Raw genomic sequence first — 17,901 nt, forward strand, 5'->3', positions numbered from 1 at the left:
AATGCCCCAGCTCACCCACTTTGCCACCCCGTGCCCAGAGCCCATCAACAGCCAGATCCTGCAGATGGTCGTCGACAATCTGACCGACATCAGCATGGTGGGCATCGCGCCGAGCAACCCGTTGTACAACGTTTATCAATACGCGGTGGGTTATGAGGTTCATCTCTACCTCGAAGCGCTCAGTGGCGCCAAAGGCATTGCTGTCGAACTGATCGTTGCAACGGATGACGAAGACCCCGAGACGGTCATCGGCTTTCTGCTGTACCTGCCGGTCAAGGACGATCCCGAAGCGTGCGGCGTGGCCTATATGGCGGTGCAGGCCAGCCATCGGCGGCGGGGCGTCGCCCGGGCGATGCTGCAAGACATGCTCGGCCGCTACCCGCATGCCGAACTGACCTGCACGGTCGCCAAGGTGCCCTGGTTCGAATCGATGGGCTTTCAAGTGCTGGGCGTGCGCGGCACTCAGGTGCTGATGAACACCCGTGATCACGGCACTGAAGGCTTGATGGGCTTGCTGGATGTCACTTCGATCTACAGTTCTCTGGAGGTGCGGCAGATACATACGTATCTGCTGCAGAAACACGGCAAGCGGGCGATGATCGATGCAGAGAAGCAGCGCGACCGGCATCTCGACCAAATGACGCGCAACGCCAAGGCGTTTGTGCTGGATCGTTTGAGCAAAGACGCCGTGCGAGGGTCTCGTCCCGACTAGACTGTTGAGTCCTTTCGGGCGCGCAGGCTGGCCGAGGCGTGATATTCTGTCGCATTAACTTGGTTTGACTTATTCAGTTCGCACGTCCACAGACGTGCAGACAGAATCAATGTCGCTCAAGTAACTGAGCCAATAATGATAAAAAGTCAGTGCACGAGGGACATATAACTGAGGTCGATGGAGACACGTCGGCCTTGTGTGCCCACCTTCAAATCCTTGTAAGTGCAGGAACCCACGGCACGCTGCCTGCGTACCCGTACTCTTGGGTTGCTCATGTTGAGGATTGGGGGCGGATGGCGTTTATCATAGGTGCTACAGATGTTTAAGAAACTGAACACGGCCCTGCTGGGGCTGGCTTTGTCGATGGGGATCACGTCCGTTCACGCGGAAGAGGCAAAGAAAGTCGATGTGCTGCTCATTGGCGGCGGCATCATGAGTGCAACGCTGGGTGTCTGGCTTAATGAGCTGGAACCTGGTCTGTCGATGGAAATGGTCGAGCGCCTCGACGGCGTCGCCCAGGAAAGCTCCAACGGCTGGAACAACGCCGGTACCGGTCACTCCGCCCTGGCCGAGCTGAACTACACCCCGGAAGACGACAAGGGCAACGTCCAGATCCCGAAAGCCGTTGAAATCAACGAAGCCTTCCAGATCTCCCGTCAGTTCTGGGCCTGGCAAGTTCAGCAAGGCGTGCTGAAGAACCCGCGTTCGTTCATCAACTCCACTCCGCACATGAGCTTTGTGTGGGGCGATGACAACATCAAGTTCCTGAAGAAGCGCTACGAAGCCCTGCAAGCGAGCCCGCTGTTCGCCGGCATGCAGTACTCCGAAGACCCGGCTGTGATCAAGAAGTGGGTTCCGCTGATGATGGAAGGGCGTGACCCGAACCAGAAAGTCGCGGCCACCTGGAGCCCGCTCGGCACCGACATGAACTTCGGCGAGATCACCCGCCAGTTCGTCGCGCACCTGCAAACCACGCCGAAGTTCGACTTGAAACTGTCTAGCGAAGTGCAAGACATCACCAAGAACGAAGACGGCAGCTGGCGCGTCAGCTACAAAAACCTGAAAGACGGCACCAAAACCGAAACCGACGCCAAGTTCGTCTTCATCGGCGCGGGCGGCGGTGCACTGCACCTGCTGCAGAAGTCCGGCATTCCTGAAGCCAAGGAATACGCAGGCTTCCCGGTTGGCGGCTCGTTCCTGGTGACCGAAAACCCGACCCTGGCCGAACAACACCTGGCCAAGGCCTACGGCAAAGCCTCCGTTGGCGCACCGCCAATGTCGGTTCCGCACCTGGACACCCGTGTTCTGGACGGCAAGCGCGTCATCCTGTTTGGCCCATTCGCGACCTTCAGCACCAAGTTCCTGAAAGAAGGCTCGTACCTGGACCTGCTGACCACCACGACCACCCACAACGTGTGGCCAATGACCAAGGTCGGCATCAAGGAATACCCGCTGGTCGAGTACCTTGCAGGCCAACTGATGCTGTCTGACGAAGACCGCCTCAACGCCCTGAAAGAATACTTCCCGAACGCCAAAGCTGAAGACTGGCGCCTGTGGCAAGCCGGCCAACGCGTGCAAATCATCAAGCGTGATGAAGCTGCCGGTGGCGTGCTGAAGTTGGGTACCGAAATCGTTGCTTCCGCAGACGGCACCATCGCTGGCCTGCTGGGCGCATCGCCGGGCGCATCGACTGCAGCACCGATCATGCTGACCGTGCTGCAGAAAGTGTTCAAGGACAAGGTTGCCTCGCCAGCCTGGCAGGAAAAACTGCACCAGATCGTGCCTAGCTATGGCACTCAGCTGAACAGCAGCCCTGAGAAAGTAGCTCAAGAGTGGGCTTACACCTCCAAGGTGCTGGAGCTGACTCCGCCGCCAGCGATGGGGCAGGTGGCGGCTCCGGCTGCTGCACCGGCCGCTCCGGCCAAGGCGCCGAAGGCTAATGCTGCGACGGATATGGCTTTGTAAGTAGAAGCGTGATTGGAAAGCCCACTGGATCGGTGACGGTCAGTGGGCTTTTTTGTGGGTGGGATTCAGTGCAGATGATTTGCGAGAGTGGCCAAAAGGAAATGCTTTTGTGGCGAGGGAGCTTGCTCCCGTTGGGCTGCGGAGCAGCCCCAGCGCGTGATCGGCCGTTTGGTGACCATGTCACCGCTGGCGCTTTTGAAGGGGGATTTGAGGGTGAAGCTGGATGCGCCCTTCGCATTGTAACTATCAAAGCCCTTTACCGAGGGGCAAGCCTCTCGGTAAAGGGCTGAGTGATTACTTAGGTGGAACGAAGTTATCCAACATTCGATTCACCGCCAGTTCCGCCAGCATGATGACCTGCTGAAGCGCCAGCAGGGTATTGCGGTGGGTGCCCTCCACCAATGCAGCAATGTCACTGGCCATGACACTGGCCGAGGCCAGGTTCTCACACGTTTGAACCAGCAAGGCTTCGTGGCCGACATCCGGCGCAACCATGTACATGGTGCTGGGTTTGCGTGGGGTGTTGTTCATGACCGCTGCCGGGTTGAGGTAGAAATTGAGGGCGCGCTCGGCGGCTTCGTGGAATTTTTTCGAGTCGAGGGATTCGTACGGGGATGCCGGATCGGTGTCCGGTTCCGGTGGGTTAGGTGTAACTTTGAACATAGATGGAACTCCGGTTTCGAATATTGGGGAGCCATCACCCTCGCTACCAAACGAAGAGTGGCGGCCATACGTGGGTTGGTAGACCGGTCGAAACGGGAAACCCGGCGCTCACGAAGGAGCCCCACGCATGCCCACCATATAAAGTCGAGTCCCAAAAGAAGAGACTGCATAGGTGTCGCAATGCGACTGTTTCGAAGCGGGCTACCAAACCCGATCACTGTTTTTCAGTGACAGGGAAACGATATAGCCCGCCCCACAGCCGCACAAGCCAGCGGATTCTGGCGCACGCGTAGGCAACGACGCAAGGCGTTGTAGCCGTTAGGACGTAACAGCGGGTGTCTTTAAACACGCATCGTTAAACGTGTAAGCACTTTCAAAAAAAGAGGAAGTGTCTGACATTTTTAGGGTTGTGTTGCGGCGCGGCCGCATCTGTCGCCCGCTTAAAGTCATGCAGGGCGCGCACGGTGGCGTGGTTTTTTGAATCGAGGATTCGGTAGGAGAATGTGGCCGAGGGTACCCTGTGCCACGGGCTGCTCCGCTCGGTCACTGCGGCGGTGACGGGAGACAAGATACCGGCGACCGCCTGACGCTGTATCAACCCTAACGCGAGGGAACGACTGCTACTGGCCGATTTATGCCCATCGCGAAGGGCAGAAAACGGCCCAAAAGCAGCCCGTCAGGATCATGGCAAGAACAGCTGAACAGTTAAGGCGTCGGGGCTCACCAGTTCGAGACTTGTTCAGGGAAGATCTTTCCCGCCGTTCGGGTACCGACACCTGCAGATGCGTCCCACAGCCATGCGGCAGCCGTTTAGAACGCCATACCTTTCGATGGCTTGTATCGCATAGTTTGAACAGGAAGGCTCAAATCGGCATGCATCTCGCAATCGAGCGGGAGCAACTCGCTGATACCAGCGAATTGCTGAGAGAGCGCAAACCTTGATCATCGGGGCTTGCGCAAAGAAATCACGTAATAGTGGTTCAGCACGTTTTTCTTCCCCATTAACGCGTCGAAGCATCCCGGTTTGACTGAAACGCCAATCGTGTCAATCCGATAGAACTCCCACCCATCCTCAGCATGACTGTTAACGACATTTTGTAGATAAACAGCGGCCTCGTTCCCCCGGTGCTCCTTCGCACGAACTTCAATGTTTGGCGGTACTTGAACCATTTTGTAGATGTACATCCGTGATCACCCTATGAATGCTTGCATTCCCCTGAATACAAAGCGCATTCGCTTTATATCTGGTTCCGTGCCGGATGAACAACCTGAATCGCACGCTCCCGGATCGGCCAGAAAAGCAAGCTTTCGCCTGGGCGCCTTCCGGACCAAAGTGTGTAAAAAAAACATTTTTCAGCGCGATTGGTGTCCAAAGTAGAACTGAAAATCGCGTTTTCTACGCAAAATTCAGGTCTCCAACCAGCCGATAAATTTCAGATTTGGCATAGGAGCGCAGACTTCAATTTTGGCTCAGCGTTTTTACACACTCTGGGCCAGAAGCAGCCGTCTGACCACATCCTCTAGCCGCTCCGGCTAAAGGTAGGTTGGGGATAGGTTCAGGCGTTGGAAAAATGCAGACTACAGCGGCCAGGTCAAATGACCGCTGGTTCTATTCCGCCGAGGCCGAGTAGCTGTGCTAGTTGTTAGTCCTGCTATGCTGGATCTCTCTCTCATCGACGATACCGTCAAGGACTTTGAATACTCCATTCAAATCGTCGGTATAGGAAGCGACATAGTTTGACGTCACCACCTTCCGGTTGGACATTTCTTCAGCTTTTGCACGGACAAAAGCCCCATGCTCTCTCCAATACTGGGCAAAGCTCTCAATGTCGAAGCAGCCGATTAAACCGTTTCTGGCGGCCACGAAGCCATCACCTGGCGTTACCTCGAAATACGAGTTACTGAGGTTGGAGAGGCAATAGTCAAGGAAGTGATAGGCGTTATCTTCATCAACCTTAGGGTTGAAGCAAAAACCGAATACGTAATTATCAATTAGTCTTGATATGCCGTGATTGTCCTCAACACCTAATTCATTGTAGTAACCACAACCGACTCCAGAGCCATCCGCTCCTTTGCTATTGCATAGCTGGTATATCACAAAGCTTTTTACGCCTGAGCGGCTGGCGAGTATGTTGCTGACAATTACATTTTTTAATTTCGGATCATTTTTATGAATGAGCAAAAGTCCCGTGGTGTCAAAATTTTCCACTGGAATCGCATCAACTGCAGCGTAAAAATTAACTTTCCTATCAATGTAGTCGGCTTTAAATTTGGCAAAGATTATTTGGGAGATTCTTCTCATGCCCATGATTGCCAATCCTCCCACCGCTCCTGAGGTTTCTGCGTCCGGGTGATCAAACACTATGAGTGCTCTATGAAGATTATACAGTTGGCCTTGGCGATCTGCCGAGCATTGAAGCCTAAATAGCATTAGGTCATTCCAGCCCAACGCACCTCGGTTATCGTTTGCAAGCCGGTCGAGTAGACCTTTGTTCTTGTACTCTTCCTCGCCAAAAATTCGTCGAGCTATCTCTCTCACATTTTCATTAGAGTTTTCGAGGCGATTGCCACCCTTTCCACTCCAGCCAGCTCGATCTAAAAGCCTCAAGAGTGCGTAGATAGATCTATGCCGTAGGCTCCCGTCAAACCGGCCGATAGATGCATATCGGGGGAGGTATTCAACCAAGGTGTTAATGGCATCTTCGGCTGCAATATCGTTTAAGTTGGAGGAACTATTGACGAGCAGTCTCCAGAACTGATCATGGGCTCGTTCATGAACAGCTAGATTGAAGTTGTTTGATGATAGGATAGTGGCGATTTTTTCACCATTCATAACTGCGGTGACAGCTTTTTGATACAGCGCGAAGGTATCCTGGGGCTCAGGGGTGGCAAATCTTACAATGAGCTTGAGGTAGTTTTCTAGATTGCGAGATTCTTCATGGTTAAAGCATGCGCGACTGGCTCGTACTGATTGCTCTATGTCGGCGCGTGCCGGGAGCTCTAGAGTTTTTGCGTCGAAGAGCTGACGTAGCAGGAAAGCTTGAGCTGGCTCCTTTTCTAATTGGCCCGAGAACTCTGGTGAGTTCATGAAGTAGTCTGATTCAGTATTTCTCTTCAATGAGTAGCGGCCGGATCTACCCTCTGTCTCTTCTGCATAAATTAGCCGGAAGGTACCTGGGTAGAATAAATGTAGCAATATAAGATTAATGAGGTCGACCTTGTTGAAGTCTGTACGTGATAGGTCGCTGCGCTCCATCTGTAGAATAAGCAGGGCGTTCACGAAACGTTTTACCTTCCGAAGATTTCCAACAAAAGGTAGATAGCTAGCAGCGTTATCTCCCTCAAGAATATTCGCTAGCTCGCTGAGCACAGCACCAAGCTGTACCATTGTGTCAGAAGGCACCGATGCAAGTTTCTGCTCTTCATTACGCCAATCCCTTGTCAGGAAATTCCGTATGGAAGTGCTGTCGATAAATAAGCTGAGCTTCACAGTGACAAACTTTTCTAGGAACTCACGGGCGCGCGAAGTTTCCTCCTGTACTCCTGCTAGAATTTCAGTGTCGTAGCAAAGTATGAAGGTCGCCTGTGATAATTTGAATGTTCTGCGGGTTGCGAACAAAACAGAGTTGGCGGTTTTTGCATCTAGGCGGTCAAGATCATCAATGACGATAATAACGCGTCGACCTATTCTTCGAAGCACAGTATCAATATCATCTAAAAGCTCATCAAGGGTTTCTTGTGAGGGTTCGACAGCAAGCTTGAATCCCAAGAAGGATATATCTGCTTTGCCTTTTATCAGGCGTGAATACCGCGTAGCAGCTGGCCTGAATTCAGGAGCATAGGCTTCTCGCTGAATGGTTGCCGATAGTTCCTTGATTAGCCTATCCGTAAGATCTGGCTCAGAAGCAAAGCGAAGTGGTTCGAAGCGGCAAACAATTACTTCATTAGAATGTTTTTCCCAGTGACGGGCTGCCAGGTTTATGAAGCTCGTTTTACCTACGCCCCAGGGCCCATCAATGCCAAACACTAGACCTGGATGCGCATTACTTGCCATCACGGTCTTCGCGAATGATTCAGCTTGAGACTCAGAGCCTAATGCATCTTCATTGTTCTGCTGTATTTCATCGTCTGCTAAAAAATATAGCTGGGAAGAGTCTTTTTGTGTATCGGCAAAATAGGCTTGAACTAGTGGTGATATTAATATTGTGCAGAGCAGCGCTAGAACCGCTGGTGTCCAGTAAGGATCTGCACCTTGGATGGCCTTGTGGAATACTTCAAGCTTCAAAGAAAGGAGTTCGTTAGCACATGCGCCGACTATGGTTGCAAAAAGTAGATCAACTCTACCGCTGCGAACTATGCGAGCAGCATGTGATAATCCTCCTCGCTTTAATATATATAGAAAGCAAATCAACGCTATGCAGGAGATGAATGAGGCTGTAGCGTAGAAATTTACATTGATCAATTTCGGGGCAAAGTTATTACCTAGATAGGTTGATACCCTCCAGACTTCTGCTAGCAGAAATCCAACTGCTAATGTTCGAAGAAACACCATAAGTTCTGGCATCTTCATCTCTGGCTTCGCCTTGGCCATTTTTACTCCTAGTGTATCGTTTTGCAGATATAGCGCTGCGGTAGATTTTTGTCCAGTTAAAACTGGGGTGCTCGGCTTTCAAGCAAAGCCGCAAGAGAGATATCCATATGGAGATGAGGAATTTGCTCTGACTTTATGCAGCATTTTTTGTATTTTTTGCCGCTTCCGCAATAACATGGCGAGTTTCGTGGGGCTCTTTGGTGGTCTGGATCGATGCGAATTTTCTCAATGAGGTGGACTTGCGCGAAACTCAATGGGCAGCATTTTTTGGCATTGAACTCTAGAATTAATAATCGGAGTAGGTTGAATTCCTGCCTAGAGTCGTCTGGTGCTAAGACCAGACGTTTGTTTTTGGGGTTGGTAACAATCGCTAGATGGTCAATACTTTTTATGTTTCGAGCGATGGCGATTGCCATTTCCCCGGAATATAACTGACCTTTAACATGCGGACAGTTATCACTATCAATATTCTGAGAGCAGAGACTGCACTCAAATTGCCTAACAATAAATCCGCAGCTTGAGAAATATTTGTAAGGATAAACTTTCTCTACAGAGAGTAGTTGTCGAGTTATGAACTGGAGGGAGGTGTTCTCTTCTTTATAAAATCGCTTTAGTTGACGCAGGCAGTCGAAAGCGTCCTGAAGTCTGCACCAAGAATCGTAATACTTTTCTGCCTCGACACACTTCCAGTACGAAGCTAGGCTTTTAAGTAGCTCGAAGAATACGTAATAAATGAAACAGTTATTTTTCGCCGAATCTTCGGTTGTGCTGGTTTTATATCCGTTGATTTCAGTCTGCGCCTCGCCCACTAACTTCAGCGCATCATCATAATTTCTGGTAGATATGTGTATTAGGATATCTACAGTAGTCTTTTGGGTACTGGGTAGCTCGGCAACAAGAAGATTTAACCCGTACATTAAGGGGATTCCATGAACTTATTAAGGTCAAACTTTTTTATGCTGGCCTTCAATGCGTCTGTGGTTCCCTTGAAGTTGAATTCCTTTGTTACAGACCCATCTTGATAGAAAGCGCTGAGCTGGACTTCATCAGACTCGCCCTCCAAGCGACTACTGGTGTAGGCTTCTAAATATTGGACTACAAGCGCGAGATAGTTTTGCAAGGACATATCGCTGGCTAGGCTAACCAAGGGCATGATGTATGAGTAGTCGTGGAGATCAAATATCGTCGCATCCTGTGGCGTTACTACCTCAATCTCAGGGTGGTTCATCTTGAGCCACTTTTTGAAAGGGCCTGCCTCAACGGCAAGGGCCCCTTCGTAACCCCGATCGGTCATAAATTCAATTTTCATATGCAGACTCCATCTTTGGATTAATCACGCTGGAATTTCTCCATTTATTAGGCGGAAATTAAGCACTTGATTTGGATGTGATCGTAGTTCTCGATAAGAGCTGTGGGTCATATTCCTTGCTTCAAACCAGTCTCACTTATCACGGGCATCGAATCCTTGCGCCCCTTCATGAATGCAAAATGCTACTACGTACAGAGGATTTGTGAAATCGTGCCCAACGAAAGCTGATATCCGCGAAAATCATCAGCTGTGGAGTTGTGCCTCCTTGGATAGGCGACTCGGATGGAGCCGTAACCGGTAAGCTGGGGGTGTCATCCGGTGCTGCACTGGAGTCGCCGAATCACCCAATCACAGGCCTCTTTTGGGGGGAAAATGATGCCCGACGATCGACCGCTTCTGGCCGATTTCTGCCTGTCGTGCCTGGCAGAAATCGACCCCAAAGGGCCCAATACCGTGTCGGCCGGCGACAAGGCCAAAACGGCTAAGTCTGCTAGCGTTGAGTGCTTTGGGAGCTATAGAAGGACTGATAATGCAGATGTTTAAAATCGAGGCGAACGGATTGAGTCAGCTCCGTGAGGCTCTGAGTCAAGCCGCATTGCCCTTTGATGATTTAAGCGAACCGGGTAGGCAGTTTTTCCGTTTTGAGATGGACGGAAAATGGATCGCGTACGGAGGACTGGAGGGTTCTGGTCAAGACATGCTGCTTCGCTCACTAGTCGTTAGTGATTCGCATCGGGGGAAAGGGCTTGGCAAAGCTGTGCTGTCAGAGCTGGAACGATATGCTGCCTTCCAGGGGGTGCTTCGGTTGCATTTGTTAACTCAAAGCGCGACTGGATTTTTTACAGCCAACGGGTATGAAATTTTCGATAGGGGTGAAGCGCCGGTCGCTATCAGTCAAACCGTCCAGTTCAAGCATTTGTGTCCTGCATCGGCAACCTATCTACGAAAGTCGTTAGGTGCTGCGGTTGTTACGGAGTAGTTGTCGGTTCGCGCCAATGGACGGAATCCGTGTCTGCGGAGCGTTTATTGACCGAAAATGCTACTCATGCCGAGTAGCTTTCAACCCTGTAAGGAGATCAGCTATTGGCCGATAGCCGCCTGTCCTGACGGTCAACCTTCGCCCCATCGCAGTCGTTGATAACACTCCTGTCGATTGATGTGGGCGAGCATTTAAACATTGAAAGCAAGTGCCAGGAGCGGGGTGCCGCCAGCAACGACGATTCGCCAGTTCACAAAAGCTGCACATTCCACAAGCGCTTCAAATTGTTCAGGACAGCGGCGCTTGAAGCTCTGGGCATTGTCGATGACCAATGAAAGCGTTTGTCCGCTTTGGACGTGGATAGACGACATTTCTGCGCTGGGGTCATCGAGGTATGAAAGACAATCAACCCAGGCGTCCATATTGCGGCCGTAGAAGCTAGGAAAGCCGAATTTTTCTGCGAAAACACTGTGGAATGTTCGCCAGTCAGTAATCAGGTTTGCATCCACTTGCACCATTGTCAGATTAACCTTCGCCACGTTGGAAAATCAGATATGGAGGTCTCGCAAGGTGAAGTCAATTGCTGACTGCATATTTGCGCAATCCAGGGCTCAATCCGCTACAAACGACGTTGCAGTGGCCGCTTCTGGCCGATTACTGCCTGTCGCGAGAGGCAGCTTGGGGAGGTAACAGTCCTTCGCGGCTGGCAGGTCTTAGCAACCAACCCCACATCACCGAACCACACTCACTCCGGCAACCCAGCCAACCGCAACCCATCAGCAAACCGCTTAAAATCCTCAGGACGCTGGATCGGCAACCAGTCCTTCAGATTAGAAACACGCAAAGACGGATCCAGTTCATGCAAACGCTGCATCGCCTGCTTCGCTTTGTCCATGCGTCCGCTGAGCGCATGACTGGCCGCGATCAGGGCAACCGATGCCAGGAGGCAGGGCAGGTTCCTCAGCGCCTTTTCCGCCCAGTCAGAAGCGGGATCGAAGCGCCCGGCGAAGAAGTGTGCGAGCGCCATCCCGACCTGCATCCTGAACATTTCCGGATCCAGCGGACTCAAGCGAACGGCATGGGTCAAATCCTTGATGGCGGCGTCTGCTTCGCCGCGCAGTGCGCGCAGGATTCCGCCCAGGAACCAGGCGGGGGCGAGGTTGGGGTTGAGCAGGCGTGCCCGGTCGAGCAGGGCAATGCCGCCATCGACATCGCCGGCGAGGTGGGCAAGTGCATGTCCGCCTCGCGTCAGCGCCACCGCATCATCCCGGCCGAGCTCCACCGCCAAACGCGCTAGTCGTGCGCCCTCGGCGATTTCTCGAGGCCGATCGGTCATCCAGCCATTCAACTTGCGCCAGAAGTGGCACCAGGCTGCCATGCCATAGGCCGATGCAATTTCCGGATCGAGCTCGATGGCCTTGTAGAACAACGGCAGCGCTTGCTCGATGGCTTCGCGGGTGCCGTTGTGCAGTTTGGCCATGCCGCGCAGGTAATAGTCGTATGCGTCCAGGCTTTCCGTTGGTTTGCGCTTGGCGCGCTCGATTTCTGCCCGTTCCAGCTGCGGTGCTATGGCGCCGACGACGCTTTCGGCTATTTGATCCTGCAGCTCGAAGATGTCGTGGAGCATGCCTTCGAAGCGCTCCGCCCAGATATGCGTTCCGGTCGTCGCGTCGATCAGCTGCCCGGTGATGCGTATCTTGTTCCCGGACTTGCGCACGCTACCTTCCAGCACGTAGCGCACGCCGAGCGTCTGGCCGACGCCCTGGACGTCCACGTCCCGACCCTTGTAGGTAAAGCTTGAATTGCGCGCGATGACGAACAGCCAGCGGATTCGCGACAGGGCGGCGATGATGTCCTCCACCATGCCGTCGGCGAAATACTCCTGCTCTGGATCGCCGCTCAGGTTCTGGAAGGGCAGGACCGTAATGGAGGGTTTGTCCGGCAGGACGAGCGTGGGCGCAGGCGTTTGCTTCAGGTCCTCGGGCGTGGGTTCTTCGATGTCGGGCTGTCGTGGTTCCCCGACCTCATCCACCTTGATCTCGCCGACGAAGCGGTAACCCTTACGGGGGACCGTGCGCACCAGGCGCTGCTCCTCGCCGGTATCGCCGATGGCCTTGCGCACCGCGTTGATGTGGCTGGTGATGGTCGATTCCGAGACGATCCGACCGCTCCACACGGCGTTGAGCAGGTCGTCCTTGCTGACGACGCGATCGCGGTTGCTGACGAGTTGCAGCAATAGGTCAAAGACCTGCGGCCCGACAGCCACGACTTGTCCGCGCAAGGTCAGTTCCCGGCGCTCTTGATCGAGCACGTAGTCTTCAAACACGAATGGCAAGGTGAGGATCCCCTGGTCGAGCGCCCCCGACTCCGTGTCCGAGCTGGCGATGGGTAAGTGGTATCGATAATACGGCAGCGCCCGCGGCAAGGGATACCCGTCGAATAGCTGTTTTTCTGGACGAAAAACCAAGCTTCCTTGAAGGCAAACTCAAGGCCGGTACAAGGACGTCCCTGACGCGCGCTGGCACTCTCAATCTACATCGACGGCAATGGTTGCAGTCGAAAAGTGGAGAGAAACCATGAAGATCGTCGTCATTGGAGGCACCGGCCTCATCGGATCGAAACTTGTGCAGAACCTCCGCGAGCGCGGCCATGACGCGCTCGCAGCCGCCCCCAGCACGGGCGTAAATAGCATCACCCGCGAGGGCCTGGCCCAAGCGATGGATGGCGCCGATATCGTCGTCGACGTGGCGAACGCGCCTTCGTGGGAAGACCAGGCCGTTCTCGAGTTCTTCGAAACGTCGAGCCGTAACCTGCTGGCTGCCGAGGCGGCCGCTGGGGTTCGCCATCACGTTGCCCTGTCGATCGTTGGCAGTGAACGGCTGCCCGAGAATGGCTATTTCCGGGCCAAAGTCGCGCAGGAAAACCTGATCAAGGCGTCCGGCATTCCTTACACCATTCTGCGTGCCACACAGTTCTTCGAGTTTGTCGGCGGCATTGCGCAGGCGGCCACCGTCGGCGAGGAAGTTTGCGTATCGCCGGCACTGATCCAGCCAATGGCGTCCGACGACGTGGTAGCGGCGCTCACCGATGTCACGCTGGCAGCGCCGGTCAATGGCACGGTCGAAGTCGCCGGTCCCGAGGCCATGCCGCTCGACGAACTGGTCAGACGCTTCCTGCGGGCCACTCAGGACACGCGCAAGGTCGTGCCGGATGTGCACGCGCGCTACTTCGGTTCGGTGCTCGACGATCAATCGCTGACCCCCGGCAAGAACCCGCGCCTGGGCGTGATCCGCTTCGAGGGTTGGCTCAGTCAGTCGACGGCTCGGTAACGGGCCGCGCGCTCACACCACCTACACACCAAGGAGCATTGCCATGTTTACCCGATATCTCTTGGCCGCTGCCTTCGCAGCGCTGTCGATCAGCGCAGCGTCGGCCGCCGAGCCGCCCGCAGGCAAGGTCTCGGTCGTATTCGACCGTCCCATTCCCAACCTCCCCGGCAAGAGCATGAAGGGCGTGCTGGTCGAATACGGGCCGGGCGCCGCGTCGCCGTCCCACACCCATCCGAAAACGGCCTTCATTTATGCAACGGTCCTGGAGGGCTCGTTTCGCATCAAAGTCAAAGGCGAGCCGGAAAAGATCTACAACGTCGGCGAAAACTTCGTAGAGGAGCCGGGCTCCGTGCACGAGGTCAGCGCCAACGCCAGCGACACGAAACCCGCACGCCTGCTGGCCGTGTTCGTCCTCGACAGCAACGAAAAGGAGCTCGTCACACCCATCAAAAAGTGAGCCGATCAACGCGCTCATCGACGCTCGACAGCCGGGCGGCAGGTTACTGCCGTCCTGTGGCTGTTGCGGATCCTTGGCATTGAACAGGAAACAAGAACATGAACTCGCTTCAGGACAAGGCCGCCATTGCCACCGGCGCAAGCGTCGAGACTCCTGTCGTGGTGGCGCGGCAAAGCAAGAGAAAGATGATCGGCATCCTGCTGTGCATCGGTGCCGTGGTGGTCTTGGCTGGCGGATGGGCCATGGCGTTTTCGAGCGGTTCGACCTCCACCGATAACGCTTATGTGCGCGGCGACCTCACCTCGCTCGCCGCCAAGGTTGCGGGCTATGTCACGGCGGTAGAGGTCGAGGACAACCAGACCGTCCGGGCGGGTGACGTCCTGTTCCGGATTGACGATCGGGACTATCGCGCACGGCTTGCGCAGGCGGTTGCCAATGTCGCCGCTGCCCAGGCTCGCCTGACCCACGTCGATGCCGAAACCCAGCTTCAGCGTGCCCTGATTCGACAGGCCGAAGCCCAGCGACGCTCGGCCTCCGCCGAGATGAATCTGGCGACCAAGACCCATGACCGCAGCCAAAAACTTATCGTCAGCAACGCGGTCAGCCAGGCCCTCGTCGATGAAACCGGCACGGCACGCTCCAGAGCCGAGGCGACGGTATCGGCCGCTTCGGCAACGGTCGAGGCTCAACAGCAACGCATCGCCGTCCTTGTGGCCCAGCGAGAAGCTGCCGTTGCTGCTGTGGCGCAGGCGCAGGCCGCGCGCGATCTGGCCCAGATCGATCTCGACAGCACCGTGGTACACGCGCCTGTTGATGGCGTTATCGGTAACCGTCAGGTCCGCGTCGGCCGGTTCGTTACGCCGGGTGTTTCGTTGCTCGATATCGTGCCGGTCAATGATGTGTGGGTCGTGGCGAACTTCAAGGAAACCCAGCTCGAACATATCCGCCCCGGTCAGCGCGTGCGCATCACGGTCGACGGCTATCCCGGCGGGGCACTTGAAGGCGTGGTCGACAGCTTTGCACCGGGTAGCGGGTCGGCGTTCAGCTTGCTGCCCACAGACAACGCGACAGGAAACTTTGTGCGTGTCGTGCAGCGGGTTCCGGTAAAAATCCGACTTGCCCATAACCCGTTGCCGGGCCGTATCGTCCCTGGCCTGTCCGCGCGGGTCGAGGTTGCGCAAGGGGAGGGCTCATGAACACGGTTGCCAGCGCCACGCGCAGCAACGCCAGCGTTACGACCGGTGTCCTGCTCATGGCGGGCATCGTGCTTGCCACGCTGACGGAAGCGATCGCCAGCACCGTTCTGGCGCTCGGACGCAGCGACATCATCGGCGACACCTACGCAACGCCAGATGAGTTTGCTTGGTTGGATGTCGGCTACATCGCGTTCAAGTTGATCGGGTTCATGACCGCGCCTTGGCTGCTGAAGCGTTTTAATTCGCGTCATGTGATGATCAGCTCAACCCTGGTCATGGGCCTGGCGTGCGGCATTGCCGCCATCACCGCTCGGCTGGATCTGTTGATTGCACTTCGAGTTATTCAGGGCTTCGCCGGTGGCACCCTGCTGGTCGGGGGGCAGGCGATCATCTTTCGCGCTTATCCGCGGTCCCTTCAGCCAATCCTCCAGGCTCTGTTTGCCATGGGTGCCGTTGTCGCGCCCGCGACGCTCGCCCCGGCGCTTCAAGGGTGGTTGATCGATAGCCAGTCCTGGACATGGATCTTCTTCAGCGTTGTGCCGATTGCCTTGGTGGCTAGCGGACTGGTGCTGATCGCAGACGGCCCAATGCCGCCCGCCAAAGTCCGGCACCGGCCGTTTGACTGGATCGGCTTCTCGCTGATCTCCGCCACCTTGTTCTGTTTGACCTACGTTCTCAGCCAGGGCAGCCGATGGGACTGGTTCGAGGAGCCTCGCATCCTCTGGCTAACCGTGATCGGCACCGCCGCTCTGCTGGCATTTCTCGGCCAACAAGTGTTGGCCAAAGGGCAGGGGCTGTTCGATTTCACCCTGTTCAAATCGAGCGATTTTTCCTTCGCCTTTATCGTCAGTTTTGTCGCCGGCGCCGCCTTGTTCGGCAGCGCGTACCTGATTCCGGCGTTCGCTCTATCGGTCCTCGGGTTCACGCCTACCGATGCCGGTCAGCTGCTGTTGCCCAGTGGCGCGTTTTTTGTCGGTGCGCTTCTCATATCGGCCTGGCTCATGCAGGCCCGCCGCGTTGCGCCATTCGCCACCGTGCCCTTTGGAATCCTGATGATTATGGCTGCGATGTGGATGCTGTCCGGTTCGACCAGCGAAAGCGGCGCGGACGACATGATGGCGGCTATCCTGTTGCGCGGTCTGGGGCTTGGCTTCCTGTTTCTATCGATCACGCTGATCGCCTTCAGCCACCTCAACAGCCGAAACCTCGCCAGTGGAATAGGCCTTTTCAATACGGGTCGCCAGTTAGGTGGCCTTATCGGCGTCGCAGGGCTACAGACCCTGATCGACCATAACGTCGTCACCAATGCCGTGGTCCTCGGCGCCAACGTCACGCCGGGCGGGGCCGCGGTCATCGAACGAATGACGACCACGACAGCCATGCTGAGCGCGAAAGGAATGGATGCAGTGGCCGCTGGCCGAGCAGCGACGAGCCTTCTGGGCCGGTTAGTAACAAGTCAGTCCACGGTGATTGCCTTCGACACAGCGTTCATTGCAGTGGCCCTGCTTTTTGTAATCGCTGCCCCCATTCTGGTCGGCATCAAGATCGGATTCGCGCGATACGAGAAAGTGCGCGCTTCGCGAGCTGTTGCGTGAGACAGCACCTGCCAGCGATGGCGAGGGAGGAGAGCACTCGGACCACCCGGGGTGTCAGGCGGCGGCACCAGGAACATTTGTTCCCATGCCCGACGGCAGGAACGGTCGAATTTCGTCGATTTCCGCAGCGCTAAGGCGCAACGCCGAGGCTGCTATCAGCCCGTCGACTTGTGCTGGGCGGCGGGCTCCGACAATGGCGCCCGTCACTACCGGTTGGCGAAGTACCCAGGCGATAGCGACCGCCGCAGCACTCACCCCGTGCCTTTCTCCAATGCGTGCCATAACGTCAACCAATGTCAGGTTCGCACTCAAACGGGGCTCCTGGAAATCAGCACTTCGGGCCTTGCGCCAATCGTCTTCGGGTAGTTGCGAGATGCGTTCGCGCGTCATGCTGCCGGACAGTAGCCCCGATTGAAGTGTGGAATAGGCAAGGACACCCAACCCGGCCTGCTCACAGAATGGCAGGACGTCATTCTCGATGTCCCGCATCAAGGCGGAGTACGGCGGCTGGAGCGAAACGATCTCTGTCACCGCCTGCGCCCGCTTGAGTTGAGCGACATCGAAATTCGATACGCCGATAGCGCGAATTTTTCCTTGAGCGCGCGCGGCTGCCAATGCCGAAAGCGCCATTTCAATACCTTCACTGCTTGCGTCGGCAGGAAAGGCAGGCCAGTGGATCTGATACAGATCGATAGTCTCGACTTGGAGCCTGCGCAAGCTTGCGTCGATCTCGGCGAGCAAGGATTGGGGGGCCAGGGAGTGCGAAATCTGCTTCGTGACCGGGTCCCAGACCAGGCTGCCTTTGGTGAACACCAAAGGACGCCGCGAGACCGGCACCCGACGCAGCAATTGCCCCACTAATTGCTCCGCATGGCCCAAGCCATAAACCGCAGCAGTATCAATCCAGTTCACGCCGCGTTCGACGGCATACTCAAGTGCGCCCAGGCTGTCTTTGTCATCCTGCGCTCCCCAACTGTATTCCCAACCTGTGCCAGCGATTGCCCACGTCCCCAGGCCAATAGGCGAAATCAGAAAATCCGATGATCCAAGACGATTCTTTTGCATAACGACCTCTCCACAAATGATGTGAGAAGTATCCGGGAGA

At 55.4% G+C, this 17,901-nt stretch carries 16 protein-coding genes; 7 read left to right on the forward strand and 9 right to left on the reverse strand.

The features are described 5' to 3' along the window. Window position 1: 1 nt before the first annotated feature. Both MMG91_RS04705 and mqo read left to right on the forward strand, forming a co-directional pair. Complete coding sequence (locus MMG91_RS04705; protein ID WP_310658890.1) at window positions 2-712, forward strand: GNAT family N-acetyltransferase; 711 nt, start codon at window positions 2-4, stop codon at window positions 710-712. Between the two features lie 318 nt (window positions 713-1,030). Continuing rightward, entirely contained in the window at window positions 1,031-2,677 is a 1,647-nt protein-coding gene (gene mqo, locus MMG91_RS04710; RefSeq protein WP_305446037.1) for a malate dehydrogenase (quinone), read from the forward strand. Between the two features lie 294 nt (window positions 2,678-2,971). On the opposite strand, the gene MMG91_RS04715 is transcribed toward mqo, so the two are convergent. The 6 genes from MMG91_RS04715 to MMG91_RS04740 all read right to left on the reverse strand — a co-directional run bounded on the left by MMG91_RS04715 (window position 2,972) and on the right by MMG91_RS04740 (window position 9,240). Continuing rightward, entirely contained in the window at window positions 2,972-3,340 is a 369-nt protein-coding gene (locus tag MMG91_RS04715) for a DUF6124 family protein (RefSeq protein WP_007902308.1), read from the reverse strand. 739 nt (window positions 3,341-4,079) lie between these two features. Continuing rightward, on the reverse strand, window positions 4,080-4,358 hold the full coding sequence (yidD, locus tag MMG91_RS04720) for a membrane protein insertion efficiency factor YidD (RefSeq protein WP_310658891.1): 279 nt from the start codon (window positions 4,356-4,358) through the stop codon (window positions 4,080-4,082). Next, entirely contained in the window at window positions 4,283-4,525 is a 243-nt protein-coding gene (locus tag MMG91_RS04725) for a DUF4177 domain-containing protein (RefSeq protein WP_310658892.1), read from the reverse strand. Before MMG91_RS04725 ends, yidD begins: the two co-directional genes overlap by 76 nt. A 451-nt stretch (window positions 4,526-4,976) precedes the next feature. Next, on the reverse strand, window positions 4,977-7,931 hold the full coding sequence (locus MMG91_RS04730) for a KAP family NTPase (RefSeq protein ID WP_310658893.1): 2,955 nt from the start codon (window positions 7,929-7,931) through the stop codon (window positions 4,977-4,979). 56 nt (window positions 7,932-7,987) lie between these two features. Next, window positions 7,988-8,848 carry an SEC-C metal-binding domain-containing protein gene (locus MMG91_RS04735; RefSeq protein WP_310658894.1) on the reverse strand — a complete coding sequence of 287 codons (861 nt, stop codon included), beginning with the start codon at window positions 8,846-8,848 and terminating at the stop codon, window positions 7,988-7,990. Beyond that, window positions 8,848-9,240 carry a hypothetical protein gene (locus tag MMG91_RS04740; protein WP_310658895.1) on the reverse strand — a complete coding sequence of 131 codons (393 nt, stop codon included), beginning with the start codon at window positions 9,238-9,240 and terminating at the stop codon, window positions 8,848-8,850. The genes MMG91_RS04735 and MMG91_RS04740 overlap by 1 nt, the downstream gene beginning before the upstream one ends. A gap of 529 nt (window positions 9,241-9,769) precedes the next feature. Between MMG91_RS04740 and arsN2 the strand changes: the two genes are divergently transcribed. After that, the gene (gene arsN2 / locus MMG91_RS04745) at window positions 9,770-10,219 is read left to right on the forward strand and encodes an arsenic resistance N-acetyltransferase ArsN2 (protein ID WP_310658896.1); all 450 of its coding nucleotides are present in this window, start codon (window positions 9,770-9,772) and stop codon (window positions 10,217-10,219) included. A gap of 191 nt (window positions 10,220-10,410) precedes the next feature. Here arsN2 and MMG91_RS04750 read toward each other — a convergent pair whose 3' ends face one another. After that, complete coding sequence (locus MMG91_RS04750; protein ID WP_310658897.1) at window positions 10,411-10,737, reverse strand: barstar family protein; 327 nt, start codon at window positions 10,735-10,737, stop codon at window positions 10,411-10,413. 227 nt (window positions 10,738-10,964) lie between these two features. Continuing rightward, the gene (locus MMG91_RS04755) at window positions 10,965-12,554 is read right to left on the reverse strand and encodes a winged helix-turn-helix domain-containing protein (RefSeq protein ID WP_310659076.1); all 1,590 of its coding nucleotides are present in this window, start codon (window positions 12,552-12,554) and stop codon (window positions 10,965-10,967) included. 241 nt (window positions 12,555-12,795) lie between these two features. On the opposite strand from MMG91_RS04755, the gene MMG91_RS04760 reads away from it, so the two are divergent. From MMG91_RS04760 to MMG91_RS04775, 4 genes are all read left to right on the forward strand, one after another. Continuing rightward, window positions 12,796-13,548: an SDR family oxidoreductase gene (locus MMG91_RS04760; protein ID WP_310658898.1), complete on the forward strand. Its 753-nt coding sequence runs from the start codon at window positions 12,796-12,798 to the stop codon at window positions 13,546-13,548. Between the two features lie 43 nt (window positions 13,549-13,591). Continuing rightward, entirely contained in the window at window positions 13,592-14,005 is a 414-nt protein-coding gene (locus tag MMG91_RS04765) for a cupin domain-containing protein (protein ID WP_305426418.1), read from the forward strand. Window positions 14,006-14,103: 98 nt separating this feature from the next. Next, window positions 14,104-15,201: an HlyD family secretion protein gene (locus MMG91_RS04770; protein ID WP_310658899.1), complete on the forward strand. Its 1,098-nt coding sequence runs from the start codon at window positions 14,104-14,106 to the stop codon at window positions 15,199-15,201. Next, on the forward strand, window positions 15,198-16,796 hold the full coding sequence (locus MMG91_RS04775) for a DHA2 family efflux MFS transporter permease subunit (RefSeq protein WP_310658900.1): 1,599 nt from the start codon (window positions 15,198-15,200) through the stop codon (window positions 16,794-16,796). Before MMG91_RS04770 ends, MMG91_RS04775 begins: the two co-directional genes overlap by 4 nt. Before the next feature lie 54 nt (window positions 16,797-16,850). Here MMG91_RS04775 and MMG91_RS04780 read toward each other — a convergent pair whose 3' ends face one another. Next, window positions 16,851-17,861: an aldo/keto reductase gene (locus tag MMG91_RS04780; RefSeq protein WP_310658901.1), complete on the reverse strand. Its 1,011-nt coding sequence runs from the start codon at window positions 17,859-17,861 to the stop codon at window positions 16,851-16,853. Window positions 17,862-17,901: the final 40 nt, after the last annotated feature.

It is taken from the genome of Pseudomonas sp. JL3 (assembly GCF_031570575.1).
GTDB lineage: Bacteria > Pseudomonadota > Gammaproteobacteria > Pseudomonadales > Pseudomonadaceae > Aquipseudomonas > Aquipseudomonas cucumis.